Source organism: Wocania ichthyoenteri Th78 (genome assembly GCF_000789235.1).
Lineage (GTDB): Bacteria > Bacteroidota > Bacteroidia > Flavobacteriales > Flavobacteriaceae > Wocania_A > Wocania_A ichthyoenteri.
The window spans coordinates 1943634-1962363 of sequence record NZ_KN525716.1 but is presented as its reverse complement, the minus strand read 5'-3'; the positions used below and the strand labels follow the sequence as shown (position 1 = coordinate 1962363).

13 protein-coding genes and 1 riboswitch are annotated in these 18730 nt (G+C 33.2%); of the genes, 12 read left to right on the top strand and 1 reads right to left on the bottom strand.

What is annotated here, in order from left to right; genetic code table 11:
- The first annotated feature begins 3 nt into the window (after positions 1–3).
- Both glgB and RG22_RS08530 read left to right on the top strand, forming a co-directional pair.
- Complete coding sequence (gene glgB, locus RG22_RS08535; RefSeq protein WP_034042457.1) at positions 4–1911, top strand: 1,4-alpha-glucan branching protein GlgB; 1908 nt, start codon at positions 4–6, stop codon at positions 1909–1911.
- 140 nt (positions 1912–2051) lie between these two features.
- Positions 2052–4451: a glycoside hydrolase family 31 protein gene (locus RG22_RS08530; protein ID WP_034042455.1), complete on the top strand. Its 2400-nt coding sequence runs from the start codon at positions 2052–2054 to the stop codon at positions 4449–4451.
- A gap of 58 nt (positions 4452–4509) precedes the next feature.
- Here RG22_RS08530 and RG22_RS08525 read toward each other — a convergent pair whose 3' ends face one another.
- Positions 4510–6345: a cation:proton antiporter gene (locus RG22_RS08525; protein ID WP_034042453.1), complete on the bottom strand. Its 1836-nt coding sequence runs from the start codon at positions 6343–6345 to the stop codon at positions 4510–4512.
- A 95-nt stretch (positions 6346–6440) separates the two neighbouring features.
- Here RG22_RS08525 and RG22_RS08520 point away from each other — a divergent pair, with 95 nt between their 5' ends.
- The 10 genes from RG22_RS08520 to thiE all read left to right on the top strand — a co-directional run bounded on the left by RG22_RS08520 (position 6441) and on the right by thiE (position 18725).
- Complete coding sequence (locus RG22_RS08520) at positions 6441–7289, top strand: universal stress protein (protein ID WP_034042451.1); 849 nt, start codon at positions 6441–6443, stop codon at positions 7287–7289.
- Positions 7286–9487: a SulP family inorganic anion transporter gene (locus RG22_RS08515; RefSeq protein ID WP_052143684.1), complete on the top strand. Its 2202-nt coding sequence runs from the start codon at positions 7286–7288 to the stop codon at positions 9485–9487. Before RG22_RS08520 ends, RG22_RS08515 begins: the two co-directional genes overlap by 4 nt.
- Before the next feature lie 113 nt (positions 9488–9600).
- Entirely contained in the window at positions 9601–10461 is an 861-nt protein-coding gene (locus tag RG22_RS08510; protein ID WP_034042449.1) for an MBL fold metallo-hydrolase, read from the top strand.
- A 16-nt stretch (positions 10462–10477) separates the two neighbouring features.
- Positions 10478–12091: a S8 family peptidase gene (locus RG22_RS08505; protein WP_034042447.1), complete on the top strand. Its 1614-nt coding sequence runs from the start codon at positions 10478–10480 to the stop codon at positions 12089–12091.
- A gap of 51 nt (positions 12092–12142) precedes the next feature.
- Positions 12143–13951 (top strand): M1 family metallopeptidase, encoded by a 1809-nt coding sequence (locus tag RG22_RS08500; protein ID WP_034042446.1) that lies wholly within the window; start codon positions 12143–12145, stop codon positions 13949–13951.
- A 243-nt stretch (positions 13952–14194) separates the two neighbouring features.
- Positions 14195–14293, top strand: a riboswitch (TPP riboswitch).
- 107 nt (positions 14294–14400) lie between these two features.
- Entirely contained in the window at positions 14401–14604 is a 204-nt protein-coding gene (gene thiS, locus RG22_RS08495) for a sulfur carrier protein ThiS (protein WP_034042445.1), read from the top strand.
- A 42-nt stretch (positions 14605–14646) separates the two neighbouring features.
- The gene (thiC, locus tag RG22_RS08490) at positions 14647–16506 is read left to right on the top strand and encodes a phosphomethylpyrimidine synthase ThiC (protein ID WP_034042444.1); all 1860 of its coding nucleotides are present in this window, start codon (positions 14647–14649) and stop codon (positions 16504–16506) included.
- Positions 16507–16619: 113 nt separating this feature from the next.
- Positions 16620–17222: a thiamine phosphate synthase gene (locus RG22_RS08485; RefSeq protein ID WP_034042442.1), complete on the top strand. Its 603-nt coding sequence runs from the start codon at positions 16620–16622 to the stop codon at positions 17220–17222.
- 84 nt (positions 17223–17306) lie between these two features.
- A complete protein-coding gene (locus RG22_RS08480) occupies positions 17307–18077 on the top strand; it encodes a hydroxymethylpyrimidine/phosphomethylpyrimidine kinase (RefSeq protein ID WP_034042440.1) in 771 nt (256 codons plus the stop codon).
- A gap of 3 nt (positions 18078–18080) precedes the next feature.
- Positions 18081–18725, top strand: a complete 645-nt coding sequence (gene thiE, locus RG22_RS08475) for a thiamine phosphate synthase (RefSeq protein ID WP_034042438.1) — start codon at positions 18081–18083, stop codon at positions 18723–18725.
- The last annotated feature ends 5 nt before the right edge of the window (positions 18726–18730 follow it).

Here is an 18730-nt window from a genome sequence, read left to right as displayed (position 1 = left end):
TATATGTCTAACACAATACATCATAGTCTTTTTACCGACTTCGATATAAATCTTTTCAAAGCTGGTAAACACTACCGCTTATACGAAAAATTCGGGTCGCACACCTTAACACTTAATGGTATAGAAGGTACTTATTTTGCTGTTTGGGCACCAAGCGCAAAACAAGTTTCTGTAATTGGAGACTTTAATTATTGGAATGGCGAAAACTACAACCTAAATGTACGATGGGATTCCTCTGGAATTTGGGAAGGTTTTATACCACATGTTGGTAAAGGCAACTTATATAAATACAAAATTTATTCAAACCAAAACGGTTATATTTCTGAAAAAGCAGATCCTTATGCAAGACGTTGCGAGCATCCACCTAAAACAGCCTCTGTAGTTTGGGACGATTCCTATAAATGGAAAGACACTAAATGGATGAAAAAACGTAAAAAGAATAATGCTTTAGATGCGCCTTATTCGGTTTACGAAGTTCATTTAGGTTCTTGGAAAAAACAAATTGAAGAAGATAGGTTTCTATCATATTTCGAGCTTGCTGATGATTTGGTGAATTATGTAAAAGACATGAATTTTACACATGTAGAATTGATGCCTATTATGGAATATCCTTACGATCCTTCTTGGGGTTATCAATTAACAGGGTACTTTGCGCCATCATCACGATTTGGCTATCCAGAAGAATTCAAATATTTAGTTGATAAATTACATCAAAACGATATTGGAATTATTCTCGATTGGGTACCGTCTCATTTCCCTGAAGATGCTCACGGATTAGGTTTCTTTGATGGTTCATGCTTATATGAGCACCCTGATAAAAGAAAAGGTTATCACCAAGATTGGAAAAGCTTAATTTTTAATTATGGCAGAAACGAAGTAAAATCGTTTTTAATAAGCAATGCTGTATTTTGGTTAGAACAATATCATGCAGATGGCTTACGAGTAGATGCAGTAGCGTCTATGTTGTTTTTAGACTATTCGCGTAAAGATGGCGAATGGGAGCCTAATGAATTTGGTGGAAGAGAAAACCTTGACGCCATTGCTTTTCTAAAAGAATTAAATGAAGAAGTCTATAAATCCTTCCCAGATGTACAAACTATAGCCGAAGAATCTACCGCATTTCCAGGGGTTTCAAAACCTGTATTTTTAGGTGGCTTAGGTTTTGGAATGAAATGGATGATGGGTTGGATGCACGATACTTTAGAATATTTTGGTAAAGACCCTATTTATAGAAAATACCATCAAAATGATATTACGTTTAGTTTAGCCTATGCATTTACAGAGAATTTTATGCTACCGCTGTCTCATGACGAAGTTGTATACGGTAAAAAATCTATTTTAGGAAGAATGCCAGGTGATGAATGGCAACGTTTTGCTAATCTTCGCCTATTATACGGTTATATGTTTACCCATCCTGGAACAAAATTACTGTTTATGGGTGGCGAATTTGGTCAGCAATCCGAATGGGATTTTCAAGGGAGTTTAGATTGGAATTTATTAGAGTACGACTCACATAAAAACTTTCAAAATTTCTATAAAACACTAAATAAACTATATAAAACCACGCCAGCTTTATTTGAAAAAGGGTTTAGTAACGAAGGGTTTGAATGGATTAGTTATGATGACCATGAAAACTGTGTATTATCTTTTATTAGAAAAGGAGAAAATTCAGAAAACGATATTGTTGTAGTCTGTAATTTAACACCTGCTGTAAAAGAAAAATATCGTATTGGTGTAACCAAAAAAGGAAAACTTGCTGAGATTTTTAATAGTGACTCGAAAGAATTTGGAGGCAGTGGCATTTTAAATAAAAAAGAAATAACAGTTAAAAAACAATCTTGGAACGGAAAAGATTATTCAGCAGAAATTACCTTATCTCCTCTTGCAATAACTATGTTTAAGTTCAAATAACCGTTTGATTACATAAAGTATAATTAAACACCTCGTTAGTTGTATTTTATGTAATTAAATTGGTCTTTTTTTAATAAATAAAATTAACCGAAAATTAATTGTTTTAGTATTTTCGTCAATTAATAAATTGCTCATTATTTATGATTTTAAATACAGAATTAGAATATAAAGGAAACTTGTTTCCTGCTAATATAACAGACTATAAAAAAGATGTAGACGTTCTACATTTTTCAACCTCAAATAACGTTATTCTTCAACTTACAGTTTTAAGAGATAGTGTGTTAAGGTTTAGATATACAACCGTTGGAAAATTTGAAAATGATTTTTCTTATGCTATCGATGTTAACGCAAGCAGAGGATATAACCATTTAGAAATTACTAGTGACGACCATAAATATATTATTACCACCTCAAAATTAATCTGCCATATACATAAATCAGATTTAAGAAAATCGATCTATGATGCTAAAAATAATAGTGTTATTTGTGAAGATGAATTAGGTTTTCATTGGGAAGAAAGTTATGAGCTAGGTGGCGATATTGTTAAAATGAGCAAAGTTGCTCAAAACGGCGAAAGTTATTATGGTTTAGGAGACAAACCCAATGATTTAAATTTAAAAGGAAAACGATTTGAAAACTGGGCAACAGATTCTTATGCCTTTGGAAAAAACACCGACCCAATTTATAAAGCAATTCCTTTCTACACAGGGCTACATAATGGAAAATCTTACGGTGTGTTTTTTGATAACACCTTTAAAACCTATTTCGATTTTTGTCATGAAAGAAGAAATGTAACTAGCTTTTGGGCACAAGGTGGCGAAATGAATTATTACTTCATTTACGGCCCTAAAATGCAAGATGTTGTTGGTAGTTACACAGATTTAACAGGAACTCCAGAATTACCACCATTATGGGCTTTAGGTTACCACCAGTGTAAATGGAGTTATTATCCAGAATCAAATGTAAAAGAAGTAACCGCAAAATTTAGAGCATTAAAAATTCCTTGTGATGCTATTTATTTAGACATAGATTACATGGAAGGATTTCGCTGTTTCACATGGAGTAAAGATTACTTTCCAGACCCAAAACGCATGGTTAAAGAACTTGCCGACGATGGGTTTAAAACAGTAGTTATTATCGACCCAGGAATTAAAATTGATAATGAATATAGTGTTTTTAAAGAAGCTTTAGATAAAGATTATTTCTGTAAACGTGCCGATGGACCTTACATGAAAGGTAAGGTTTGGCCTGGGGAATGTTATTTTCCAGACTTCACAAGACCTGAAGTACGAAAATGGTGGGCAGGATTATTTAAAGAACTTATTGAAGATATTGGTGTTAAAGGCGTTTGGAACGACATGAACGAACCTGCAGTAATGGACGTTCCCGGAAAAACATTTCCAAATGATGTGAGGCACGATTACGACGGAAACCCATGTAGTCACCGTAAAGCACATAATATTTATGGAATGCAAATGGCACGCGCTACTTATCATGGTTTAAAAAAGTTTAATTACCCTAAACGTCCATTTGTAATTACACGATCTGCATATTCTGGTACGCAACGTTATACCTCAACTTGGATGGGAGACAATGTGGCTTCTTGGGAGCACTTAAAAATAGCCAACATTCAAGCGCAGCGTTTAGCATTGTCTGGATTCTCTTTTGCAGGATCAGATATTGGTGGGTTTGCAGAACAACCTAATGGCGAATTATATGCACGCTGGATTCAACTAGGTGCTTTTCATCCGTTTTGTAGAACGCACTCTTCTGGCGATCATGGCGACCAAGAACCTTGGGCTTTTGATGATGAAATAACAAATATAGTCCGTAAGTTTATTGAAATTAGATACCAGTTATTACCATATTTATATACTTCATTCTATCAATATTCGCAAAATAATATGCCAATGCTAAAATCGTTGGTGTTGTTTGATCAAGACGATGCTCAAACGCATTACAGAACTGATGAATTTATTTGTGGTAACCAACTTTTAATTTGCCCAATTAATGAACCAAACGCGAAAGGAAGGCGCATGTATATTCCTAGAGGCGAATGGTATAATTTCTGGACAAACAATATGATTTCTGGCGGAAAAGAAACTTGGGTAGATGCCGATATAGATAGCATGCCAATTTTTGTAAAAGCAGGTGCTATTATACCTAAATACCCAATACAACAATATGTTGGAGAAAAAGTAATTGAAGAATTAACCCTTGATGTTTATTATAAACATGGTAAAGAAGATTCAGAATTGTTTGAAGACGCTAATGATGGATACGATTACACTAAAGGGCGTTACAGCTTGAGAAAATTTAATCTGTCTGGAAATGATAACAAATTAATTATCAGAATTCATAAAACTGGGCAATTTGTAACATCTTATAATTCTTTTAAAATTAATTTAATAGGATTACCGTTTAAGGTAAAATCTATAAAAGTTGATAATGAATATATTGATTTAAAGGATGTTAAATTTAATGGTGATAACTCGCTTGTTATCTCTAAAGAATTTACAAACCTTCAAATTAAAGGTTAATAAATTCTTGAAATTTTAATTAAAAAGCTCTTTTCAAATTATCTTGAAAGGGCTTTTTTTATACCTTTTCAACATCAAAAGGTTTTCCTAAATACACCAACTGAAACCCTTCTTCAATCGTATCAACCTCTAAATTGTAAGATGAAATAATATGCAATTCACCTTCATTATCTTTTATAAATAGTGGAATAATATCTTTATCAGCATTAGTTATTTTAATAAGACTTTCATAATGCGCTTTATCCTCTAAATCAATCTCTTGTATGGACGGGTGTTTTCTTGTTAATTCAGTTAAAGCATTAAAGTCATCAGTGTGAGAAAACAAACCCTCTTTAGGAGTATTATTTTCATCCAATATTTCACTTGTAGTCACCAACCTAAAAGAGCCATTTTCACCAAATTGCTTAGTGAATTTATTTATAGCATATTTATTAATATCAGAATTTCCTGTTAAAGCCATTAAATAACCCACATCGCTTAATTCTATATTATCCATTAAAGTGTCCGAATAGATATTGGTAGTCATCGCCTCTAATCCTAATTCTTTCGCTTTTTCTATATTTTTTTCATTACTATCAATAAGCACTACATGCCTCCCATTTGTTTCAAGATAATGACCCAATAATCGAGAAACTTTTGATGCTCCAATTATTAAAATACCTTCAGATTTTGTTAAAAACACACCTACCACTTTAGCAAATAAACGCGCAGTGGTTGCATTTAATAAAACGGTTCCTAGAACAATCATAAACACCAAAGGCGTAATATATTCAGCACCTTCAACACCTTCTTTTAATAATTTACTACCAAATAATGATGCAATTCCAGCTGCAACAATTCCTCGTGGTCCAACCCAACTAATAAATAGTTTTTCGTTAATTTTTAAATTAGACCCAAGTGTGCTTAAAAATACTGCTAGTGGTCTTATTACAAATACTATAATAGCAAAAAGAATAACTGTTTTCCATGTGTAAAGCAGCATTAAATCTTCAATATTAATGTTTGCTGCCAACAGAATGAATAAAATAGAAATTAATAAAACACTTAAAGATTCTTTAAAATAAAGGAGCTCTTTTAAGTTTTCTAATTTACTATTCCCTAAAACCATGCCCATAACTACAACAGCTAAAAGTCCTGATTCGTGAGCAAAAATTTCAGATTCAACAAAAACCAATAGTACTGTTGAGAGCGATACAACATTCAATAAATAATGAGGAATTAGCTTTTTATTAACCGCAAAAGCTAGGGCGTGTGCAAAAGTAAAGCCAAAGGTTGTACCAAAAAGAATAATTTTACCAAACTCCATTAAGGCCGTTTTAGTAAAACCACTGTCACCACCAACGCTAATAAATTCAAATACCAAAACCGCTACTAAAGCTCCTATAGGGTCAATTAAAATACCTTCCCATTTTAATACCGCCGAAATATCTTTTTTTAACGGAATATTTCTCAAAATTGGTGTGATTACAGTTGGTCCTGTAACAATAATAAGTCCAGAAAATAAAAAGGAAAGCTCCCAACTTAAATTAAAAATAAAATGAGCTAATAGGCCTGCTCCAAAAAATGTAATAGCAGAACCTAAAGTAATTAGTTTAGTAATTACTGGACCTACATTTTTTATTTCTGAACGCTTTAAGGTTAAACCGCCTTCAAAAAGAATAATACTTATAGCAAGTGATACAAAATAATACAATCCTTCACCCGGGAAAAGCCCCTTTTCGCCATTCCAAATAGGTTCAATCCATTTACTGCCATCTTCACTTAAATATTCAGCAGCTATTGGACCAACCAACAATCCTATTAAAATTAAAGGTAAAATGGCAGGGATTTTAAGTTTCCACGCCACCCATTGTGCTAATATTCCTAAGATAATAATACCTGCTAATTCTAACATAATTTTTTTTTAAAGCACTAATTTAAGTAAAACCGATGATTTAAAGTTTTTAAAAAATGTTATCTTTCAGCTTTGACTAAAAAATAATATTTAACGTGTCTTTAAAACCATTTAAAAGTATTGGTATTGGTGTAGCTTACTCACCTAATTTAAAAGCAAACCTCTTTGAGGCTGCTAGATTATCTGTGTTTTTTGGCTCGAAATTATTTTTAATTCATGTTGGCGAAAATTCAGAGGATAAAATAGCAATGCTTAAAGTTGTTCTTAAAAGTTTTGAAAGAGATAATTTAGATTACGAGGTAGTTTTTAAAACAGGCAACCCTGTTGATGTGATTTTATCGACTACGGAAGAAAAAAAAATAGACCTTTTAATTCTTGGTGCCCTACAGCGTGAGCGGTTTTTAAAATACTATGTAGGCTCAATTGCTAGAAAAATTACACGCGAAGCAAAATGCTCTGTTTTATTATTGATTAAACCTTCGGTAGAGCGAGTGCCTTGTGAACATATTGTGGTTAATGGTTTAAAAGATCCAAAAACAGAGCAAACTATAAAAGTGGCTTTTTATGTAGCAAAAAAGTTAAGTTCTGAAAAAATAACAATTGTTGAAGAAATTAAACAAGATCAAATTTCTTTAAAAGTAGATGATGATAAATCTTTAAGGCGTGCTAACATCATTAAAGAACGTATTAAACTAAGAGAAAACTCTAGAATTAAAGAAATTATTAGTCATATTCCTGAAACCTATACTAAAAATAAGATCATAAAATTACAGCCCATTTTTGGTAAAAAAGGCTATTCTATTGGGCATTATGCGCAAATATCTCGTGCCGATTTATTAGTAATGAATGCACCATCAAAAATGACGTTTTGGGACAGGTTATTTCCACATGATATCGAACATATTTTAACCGAATTACCAACCGATGTTTTAATCCTGCAATGAGTCCGAAAAAAAACAACATAAAAGATTTTTTTAAAGCCTTACCTAAAAATATATTTTCTGGTTTCGTGGTAAGCCTTATAGCATTACCGTTAGGTTTGGGGCTTGCTATGGCTAGCGATGCACCTCCAATTGCAGGTATTATAGCCGCCATAGTTGGTGGTATTATGGTATCTATTTTAGGCGGAAGCCATGTTACTATTGCTGGGCCAGGAAATGGTTTAGTTGGTGTGCTTTTAGTAGCGATTTCTACTTTAGGTTTAGAAAATGCTTACGTTGCTATTATTTTTTCTGGCGTACTTTTAATGAGCCTTGGCTTTTTTAGAATGGGGACACTTGCCGATTTTTTTCCATCGTCTGCCATTCAAGGTATGCTTGCCGCAATTGGGCTTATTATTTTAGGAAAGCAGTTTCATATTATGCTTGCGCATAAAATAAAAAGAGAGGATACGGTTGATTATCTTTTTGAGATTCCTTTTTCAATTAACGATGCTATTCATTACGAAAACAAAGGCTTAATTTTTGCTGCATTGGCTGGTGTTTTAAGTTTAGCTATTATGCTATTTTATTCAAAAATTAGAAATAAATATTTACAGCTTATTCCTGCGCCTATGTGGATTGTTATTTTATCCATTGGGTTTAGTTATTATTTTGAGTTGGGTTTACACGAACCAAACCCTATAGCAAAGGAATATATGATTTCTGGTATTCCATCCATTCAAAATATAATTGCCGATATACCAACTCCTAATTTTAGTAATATTTGGTCGTTTTCCTTTTTGGGAAGCGTTTTAGCATTAACACTTATTTCTGGTATAGAATCACTTTTAAGTATTAAAGCCGTTGATAAGTTAGACCCAGAAAAAAGGCGTTCTAATGTTAATAAAGACCTTAAAGCATTGGGTTTAGCAACTGTTGGTAGCGGGTTTTTAGGCGGATTAAATGTAGTAACGGTTATTGCACGTAGTTCTGTAAATGTAAATAATGGGGCTAGTAATAGGTCTTCAAATTTTTTTCATGCTGTTTTTTTAGTACTATTTATTGTTTTGTTTAGTACGCAACTTACCCGGATTCCGTTGCCTGCATTAATGGCAATATTAGTATATACAGGTTATAAATTGGCGTCTCCTAGTGTGATTACCAAAATATTTTCAATAGGTAAAGAGCAACTTATTATCTTCTTTGTCACCTTAATTGTGACGCTAAAAATAGGATTAATTACTGGTATTATTGCTGGAGTAATAACCACTTTAATTATTCATTTTATTATCAATAAAAGTGTTGGATTGTTTTTTAGAAACGTTTTAAAACCCAATGTTTTAATGTTTAAAGAAGCTAATGATGAAAACAATTTTTACGTAAGTGTTAAACATTTTTGTAGTTTTTTAAATTACTACAGACTTAAAAAACAACTAGATGCTGTACCTGAAAACGAAGATGTTATTGTGGACTTTTCAATGTGCGAATTTGTAGACCATACTGTTATGGAAAACATGCATAGCTATCAAGAATTATTTAATAAACGTGGCGGTCATTTTGATGTTATTGGTTTAGACATGCACGACACAGATTCAAAACACCCGTTTGCATTAAGACGTATGCTTCCTGTACCAAAAATTATTAAAAATAATTTAACAAGACGCCAAACCAATATGGAAATTTTGGCTAAAGATTATAACTTTAATTATAGCTCTAAAAAAGAGAAAGAGGTGTCGTTTTTAAATAACTTTCGATTTTTTAGTACTAAGCATATCAATCATATTTATAACAAGTTATCACATAAAGATGATGCTATTTGCTTATTTGATATTGAATTTTCTGAAGGTGAATTTATCGCCAAAGAAGTCATTCGTTCAACCATGCTTCACATAGAATTAAACCATAATATTCCAGAATTCACTTTAGATAGAGAAGGCTTTTTAGAAAAAGTATCGGCATTTGCTGGCTTTAAAGATATTGATATTGAAAACCACGACGACTTCTCTGATCGCTTTTATTTACAAGGTGATAATGAAATGGAAATTAGTAAATTCTTTAATGATGATGTGACTCATTTTTTCGAAAGCAATCCATACTATCATGTAGAATCTAAAGGTAATACTTTGCTTATTTTTGGAAAAGAACGATTAGCGAGCTTAAAAGAAATTAAAGCCTTATTCGATTTTGGAAAACGGCTTAAAGAAGTTATTGTGCCTAAATAATATTTATTTCATTCAAACTATAACTTTCACATACAAATACCTATAAGAGGTTTTCTTAATATATTCTTAACCTTCTCAATGATTCGCAATAGATTTCTTAATTTTACATCCCTATGAAATTATATCCTATAAATGCCGGGAATTTTAAGTTAGATGGAGGCGCCATGTTTGGTGTGGTTCCTAAATCGTTATGGCAACGTACCAATCCAGCCGATGCTAATAACATGATAGATATTGCCGCTCGTTGTTTGCTTATTGAAGATGGAAATCGCCTTATTTTAATAGATAATGGCATGGGCGATAAACAGTCTAGTAAATTTTTTGGACACTATCACCCTTGGGGAAATGATACTCTAGACAACTCTCTTAAACAACAGGGTTTTAATAAAGATGATATTACCGATGTGTTTATGACGCATCTGCATTTTGACCATTGTGGGGGAAGTATTAAATGGAATACTGATAAAACAGCTTACGAAACAGCTTTTAAAAACGCCCATTTTTGGAGCAATAAAAACCATTGGCAGTGGGCAACGCAACCTAATAAACGTGAAAAAGCATCGTTCTTAAAAGAGAATATTTTGCCAATTAAAGAAAGCGGACAATTAAAATTTACGGCACTTCCTGAAACCGATTTACTAAAAAATTCAGCTCTTGGATTTGATATTTTTTTTGCTAACGGACACACCGAAAAACAAATGATTCCTATGATTAATTACAAAGGAAAAACCATTTGCTTTATGGCCGATTTACTACCAACTGTTGGGCATCTTCCTATTCCTTATGTAATGGGTTACGATACTAGACCGCTTTTAACTTTAGATGAAAAAGAAAAATTCCTTAACCTTGCAGCCGATAATAATTATTACTTGTTCTTAGAACACGATGCACATAACGAAATTATTACTGTAAAACACACCGAAAAAGGTGTTCGATTAGCAAGTATTTTATCAACAAACGATATATTCAATTAATACCTAAATTATAAAAATGAACTTAACAAAATCACTCATACTAACTGTTTCAATAGCTTCAATATTATATGGTTGTGGTAGTACAGCAAGCATAATATCTACTCCAGTTGAAAACATAGACACTGTTCCTTTAAAAGTTTCAGAGTTAACAGAAACTGAAAAACATAATTGGGGACACTTAGATTTAGTAAAAGATACTATTCCTGGAATGAGTGTCGATAAAGCTTATGCTGAAATCATTAAAAATAAAAAAGGAAAATCTGTAATTGTAGCCGTTATAGATTCTGGAATTGATATTGACCACGAAGATTTAAATGATGTTATTTGGACCAACACAAAAGAAATTCCTAATAATGGAAAAGACGATGATAAAAATGGATATGTTGATGATATTCATGGTTGGAATTTTTTAGGAGACGGCTACGATGAGCAATTAGAATATGTACGATTAATTGCTAGCGGAGATACAAACAATCCAGATTATAATAGAGCCCAAGCTGAATACAATAAAGAATATCAAAAATACACAGGTTATAAATCTAATTACGAACAAACATTACAACAGGTAAAAATTGCTGATGAAGGCATTAAAAAACATCTTAAAAAAAGCAATTACACTAAAGCCGATGTTAATGCCATTAAAACAGAAGACCAAACATTACAGCAATATGTTGGAATAGTTAAGTATGTGTATAGCTTAGATATGGAATCTGTTAATGATTTTATAAAAGAGTTAGAAGAGGGTTTAGTAAGTATTAATGAGCGTTTAAATTATCATTTTAATAAAGACTTAAAAGGGCGCAAAACTGGTGATAATCCAGACGACATTAACGATAAACCAGGTTACGGAAATGGTAATGTAAAACCCGTTAAAAAAACTGAAAGCCACGGCACACATGTAGCAGGTATTATAGCTGCTGAAAGAAACAATGGTAAAGGGGTAAATGGTGTAGCAAATAACGTGAAAATTATGAGTATTCGTGCAGTACCAAATGGCGATGAATACGATAAAGATATTGCTTTAGCAATTCGTTATGCTGTTGATAATGGAGCATCGATAATTAATGGAAGCTTTGGTAAATACTATTCTCCACATAGCGATTGGGTACGTGATGCTATTGTTTATGCAGGAAAAAAAGATGTGTTATTTGTTAATGCGGCTGGAAATGAAGGTCTAAATTTAGATAACAAAAATGTATACCCTAATGATGCTGTTGGTGTAGGTCCAGAAGTTTCAGATACTTTTATAACTGTTGGTGCTTTAGAGCCTAAATATGGTTCCGGAATGATTGCTGGATTTTCTAACTACGGTAAAATAAATGTTGATGTTTTAGCACCAGGAGCAAAAATATACTCAACCATACCAGAAAACGAATATGACACTAAAGGAGGAACATCTATGGCTGCTCCAGGAGTTGCAGGAGTTGCGGCTTTAATTCGTTCTTATTATCCAAAATTAAGTGCGGCACAGGTAAAGCAAATTCTTATGGATTCTGGTCTTGCCGTTAAAACTAAAGTAATTGTTGGTGGCGACACTAATAATGTAAAACCTTTAGGAGATTTAGTGAAATCTTCAAAAATAGTTAATGCCTACAACGCTTTAATTATGGCAGCTCAATTATCTAAATAACTTTATTATTATCAGAAGGCATTATAATTCTGTATTAAAAATTGTAAAACAATGAAAAGAGTTCTTCTTTCAATTTTCGGCTTATTCTTAATTTTATCTTGTAACAGTCAAAAGGATATAGTCGTTGCTCAAGCACCTGCAACTCCAATTCCACCTTCAACACAAAAATCTGGATATTGGCAACAACATGTAGATTACAAAATGGAAATAGATATGGATGTAAACACCTATCAATATAAAGGAACACAACAACTGATATATACTAATAATTCACCCGATGTATTAAACCGTGTGTATTATCATTTATATTTTAATGCCTTTCAACCCGGTAGCGAAATGGATGTAAGGTCTAGAACTATTGCAGATCCAGATTCTAGAGTTGGTGATAGAATTAGTAAATTAAAGCCTAACGAAATTGGCTATATAAAAGTCAATTCTTTAAAACAAAATGGTGTTACTATAAAACATGAAACTGTTGGTACAGTATTAGAAGTAGATTTAGCAAAGCCTATTCAACCAGGAGAGCGTGTAACATTTGATATGCTTTTTGACGCGCAAGTGCCAGTTCAAATTCGGCGTTCTGGAAGAAATAATAAGGAAGGTGTAGCCCTTTCTATGGTACAATGGTATCCAAAATTAGCCGAATACGATTTTGAAGGTTGGCATGCAGATCCTTACATAGGAAGAGAGTTTCATAGTGTTTGGGGTAATTTTGATGTAAAACTTTCCATTGATAAAAATTATGTGGTTGGTGGCACGGGTTATAAACAAGACCAACCTGTTATAAAGGGAAATAAGAAAACGCTACATTTTAAAGCACCTAACGTACATGATTTTGCTTGGGCAGCAGATCCTGATTATATTCACGATACCATGCAGGTCCCTAATGGTCCAACACTCAATTTTTACTACAAGAGTACTTTAAGTGCTGAGCAAAAGGAAAACTGGAAAAAGCTACAACCAAAAACGGTGGAGCTTATGCAATACTTTAGCGAACATATTGGCAAATATCCTTACAAGCAATACTCTGTAATTCAAGGTGGAGATGGTGGTATGGAGTATGCTATGAGTACTTTAATAACGGGAAAAAGAAGCTTTGGTAGTTTAGTAGGTGTTACAGCACACGAACTAGCACACACTTGGTTTCAGTTTTTGTTAGCAACAAACGAAGCTAAGCATGAATGGATGGACGAAGGCTTTACCACATACATTAGTAACCATGCTATGGATTATATTTTAAATCAAGGTAAAAAAAAACCTCTCGAAAACGCCTATACAAGCTATATACGCTTAGCTAAATCTGGTTTAGAACAACCGCTTACCACACACGCAGATAGGTATCAATTAAATAGCGTATACGGAACTTTAGCTTATAGCAAAGGTGCCGTATTTTTGGCTCAATTAGGCTATGTAATTGGTGAAGAAAACTTAAAAGAAACCATAAAAAAATATTTTAACGATTTTGCTTTTAAACATCCTAAACCGCTAGATATTATAAGAACAGCTGAAAAAATAACTGGTTTAGAACTCGATTGGTATTTAATCGATTTTGCTCAAACAACAAATACTATTGATTATAGCATTAAATCTATTGAAGAGAGTACTATTACTTTAGAGCGTATTGGCTTAATGCCAATGCCTATAGATTTAACGGTAACATATACTGATGGTAGTACAGAGGATTTTTACATTCCACTACAAATGATGCGTGGCGAAAAACCAACTAACGCAACTCTAATAAAAGATTGGGCTTGGGCATATCCTACTTATACTTTTAAAACTTCAAAAGCGATACAATCTGTTCAAATAGACCCAAAAGAAATGATGGCAGATATTGATAAAGAGAATAATAAAAAGTAACTGCTTGTTATTTTTTACAAAAATTTAAAATCTGGCAAAGCTAATTTCAAGCACCTAAGATTGTTAAAACTTATATGAAACAACCATATGATAATCAAAGTGTTGATGATATTACTCAGATAATGAATAAACCACGCTCAACCCCTCCTTTTTTCCTAAAGATTCGTTCTTGATATGCAATCCCGTTTTCGTTTTTTTAACGAAATAATTATACCGAACTCCTATTTTTTAATATATTCGCAGCGTAAACTTTAGGGGTGTTCTAATTTATTTCAGAACTGAGAAAAACCCTTTGAACCTGATACGGTTAGTACCGACGAAGGGAAAAGTTGAAATACGCATTGCAATATGTGTTTACAGCATTTCTATTTTATATATCGTAATCACGATAATATAACTTTTCAAAGTTTTTTGCCTCTACTATTTACAGCATATTTAATATACTGTATATGATAACTATTTATGTAAACGAAAAAGAAGTAGAGCTTAAGCCAAACACCAACATTTTACAATTATTACAATTCTTAAATTCACCATTAAAAGGTATAGCTGTAGCCATAAATCAAAACATTATTCCAAATGCTAATTGGGCAACGCAACGATTAGTAAATCAAGATCAAATTTTAATTATTCAAGCTACTCAGGGCGGATAATAGTAGCCTTGTTATTAGTAAAAAGCCAATAGCCTAAACAATATGAAAAGTAAAGACACAGCACCTAAAAAAGACCAAATTACAAGACAGCCATTTCCTAATTCTAAAAAGATTTATGTAAACGGAAAAATTCATCCGCAAATTAAAGTAGCAATGCGTGAAATTTCTTTGAGCGACACAAAAGATTCATTAACAGGTAAATTGAAGCCTAATGAACCCGTAACGGTTTATGATACTTCTGGACCTTATACAGATCCTAATAAAAACATTAATGTACATAGCGGCATTGAAAGAATTAGAGCGCAGTGGATTTTAGACCGTGAAGATGTAGAAGAATTAGATGGTTTTTCATCTGAATATTGTAATGAGCGTTTAAATGATTCTAGTTTAGACCACATACGTTTTGCTGATTTAAAAAAACCTTTACGTGCAAAAAAAGGACACAACGTAACCCAGTTACATTACGCTAAAAAAGGTATCATAACTCCAGAAATGGAGTATATCGCTATTCGTGAAAACCAACGTATAGACGAAATGACCGAAATTAAAAAGCAACACAAAGGCGAACACTTTGGTGCGTCTATTCCAAATAAAATTACACCAGAATTTGTACGAGAAGAGGTAGCAAGAGGTCGTGCTGTAATTCCATCAAACATAAACCATCCTGAAGCAGAACCTATGATTTTAGGACGAAACTTCTTGGTGAAAATAAATGCAAATATTGGAAACTCTGCCACCACATCGTCTATTGAAGAAGAAGTAGAAAAAGCAGTATGGGCCTGCCGTTGGGGAGCAGATAATATTATGGATTTATCTACAGGTCAAAACATTCATGAAACACGCGAATGGATTATACGTAACGCTCCAGTGCCAATTGGAACCGTGCCAATTTATCAAGCACTAGAAAAAGTAAATGGCGTTGCAGAAGATTTAACTTGGGAAATTTTCCGCGATACCTTAATAGAACAAGCAGAACAAGGCGTAGATTATTTTACTATCCATGCTGGGGTTTTATTACGGTATGTACCTATGACGGCCAAACGTGTAACGGGTATCGTATCTCGTGGAGGATCCATTATGGCAAAATGGTGTTTAGCCCATCATAAAGAAAGTTTCTTGTACACGCACTTTGAGGATATTTGTGACATCTTAAAACAATACGATGTGGCCTTCTCTTTAGGCGATGGATTACGTCCAGGTTCTGTTGCCGATGCAAACGATGAAGCACAGTTTTCAGAATTAGAAACTCTAGGAGAATTAACACAAATAGCACGTAAGCACGAAGTACAATGTTTTATAGAAGGACCAGGTCACGTGCCAATGCACATGATTAAGGAAAACATGGAAAGACAAATTGAGGTTTGTGATGAAGCTCCGTTTTATACATTAGGGCCATTAACGACTGATATTGCTCCAGGATACGATCACATAACTTCGGGTATTGGTGCCGCTATGATTGGATGGTACGGTTGCGCCATGCTATGTTATGTAACACCTAAAGAACACCTAGGTTTGCCAAATAAAGAAGATGTACGTGTAGGCGTAATTACCTATAAACTAGCTGCCCATGCTGCCGATTTAGCAAAAGGTCACCCAGGTGCTCAACATAGAGACAATGCACTGAGTATGGCACGTTTCGAATTCCGTTGGGAAGATCAATTTAATTTGGGGCTAGATCCAGAACGTGCTAGAGAATACCATGATGAGACCCTACCAGCAGCAGGTGCAAAAATTGCGCACTTTTGCTCTATGTGCGGACCAAAATTCTGTTCTATGAAAATATCTCAAGAAGTAAGAGATTTTGCAACGGCCAACGATATTGTAGATAATGAAGTCATCCAAAAAGGCATGGACGAAAAATCTAAAGAATTTAAAGATAAAGGATCAGAAGTATATTTGTAAAATAAAGATTAGAAAGTTCCACCGCTTTTTTAGAAAAGCAACGGCGGGCTTTCCGTTACAATCTTTTGTGAAAAAGCAAAAGGATTTTTACTGCAATCCCTAACTCAATAAAAATGATAGTCATAATAACCCCGGAGAATGATGTTCCAAATGAAATTGAAATACTAAATCAGTTATTTCAAGAAGGATTACAATACTATCATTTTAGAAAACCACATAAAAATTATGAGGGGCATTGTAATTACTTAAATCAGATAGATAAACAATATCACAACAAAATAGTAGTACATTATTTTCATGAGTTAATAAATGAGTATAATTTAAAAGGGATCCACTTTCAAGAGCAAAAACGAATAGATCATATAAACAACCCAGGCCAATATTTTAAAGGTCTTAATATGTTTGGTAAAACCATAAGTTCATCATTTCACGAACCCGAAGATATAGAAAAATGCTATTTCGAATTTGATTATCATCTACTAAGCCCAGTGTTTTCATCTATATCAAAACAAAGCTATAACGGTCGTGGTTTCGATGTTAATCATATTGATAAAACCATTGTTGGCATGGGAGGCGTTTCATCAGATAACTTATTAGAATTCGATAAATTAGGGTTTAAAGGCGTTGGTGTTTTGGGAGGTATTTGGAATAGTAATGAACCTATTGCCGTTTTCAAAAAAATGAAAAGTCACTTTAAAAATTTATTGTCACCTTGAGCGCAGTCGAAAGGTATTAAAAATAGGTTTCGACTGCGCTCAAGGTGACAATAACTAACAAGCTAAAGATTACAAATTTGAATAATGCAAAACGATAAAAAGTACATACTAACCATTGCCGGTCATGATCCTTCGGGAGGCGCTGGTATAACTTCGGATATTAAAACATTTGAAGCGCATAATTTATATGGATTATCTGTTTGTACTGCTGTTACTGTTCAAAACGATATTGATTTTAAACACTGCGAATGGATGTCTCCCGAAGTTATTCTTTCTCAAATAGAAATACTTTTCGAACGTTTTAAAATTTCAGTAGTTAAAATTGGTATAATAAAATCTTGGGAGGTATTAGCGGTGGTATTGGATAAATTACACATCTTAAATTCCGAAGTTAAAATCATATTAGATCCTATTATAAAGGCAACAACTGGTTTTGATTTTCATGCCACTGAAAATCAAAATCTATTGGATAAAATCTGGACGCAATGTTTCCTTATTACACCTAATTATGATGAAATAAAACTTTTACATCCAAATTTAGATGTTCTGGATACCATAGAACACATTAGTCGTTTAACAAATATCTATTTAAAAGGCGGACATAGAACAGACAAAAAGGGATGGGATGCATTATATTACCGTAAAATTGTAATGGTAAATATCCCTCCAAAAGCAGAAAAAATTTCAGAAAAACATGGAAGTGGTTGTGTGTTATCTGCTGCTTTAGCGTGTAATATAATGCATGATATTCCGCTAGAAGATGCTTGTATTTTTACAAAAAATTACATCGAGGCGTTTTTAAATTCAAACACAAGTTTACTTGGCAACCACAAATACCCAATAATAAAGAACTAAGACATGACTATACCTAAATTACATTATATATCGCAAGGTGCTTCTCCAAAAAAACATTTAGAAAACATTCAAAAAGCATGCACTTCTGGAGCAGAATTAGTCCAATTGCGTTTAAAAAATGTATCGGAAAAGAAGATTTTAAAACTAGCTACGGAAGCTAGAGAAATTACGTCTCATTTTCAAACCAGATTAATTATAAATGATTATTATAAAATAGCCAAAGCCGTTAAGGCAGACGGCGTGCATTTAGGAAAACAAGACACCTGCCCTACCATTGCTAGAAAACATATATACACCTGGCAAATGATTGGCGGAACAGCAAATACCTTGCAAGATTGCGAATCATTAATAGGTAAAGAAGTCGACTATATTGGATTAGGACCCTTTAGATTTACAACAACCAAAGATAATTTAAGCCCAGTTTTAGGCTTAGAAGGGTACACAGCAATTATAGAAGCCTTAAACACCGAAGTTCCTATAATTGGTATTGGAGGCATAACTTTAAATGATGTTACAGGCTTATTAGAAGCTGGTATTTCTGGAATTGCTGTATCTGGAGATATTACTTATAATTTTAACAGAATAAGAACATTTAACGAATTGCTAAATGCATCTTCAACACAAGAGCAACGCCATACATTTAAATAAACATT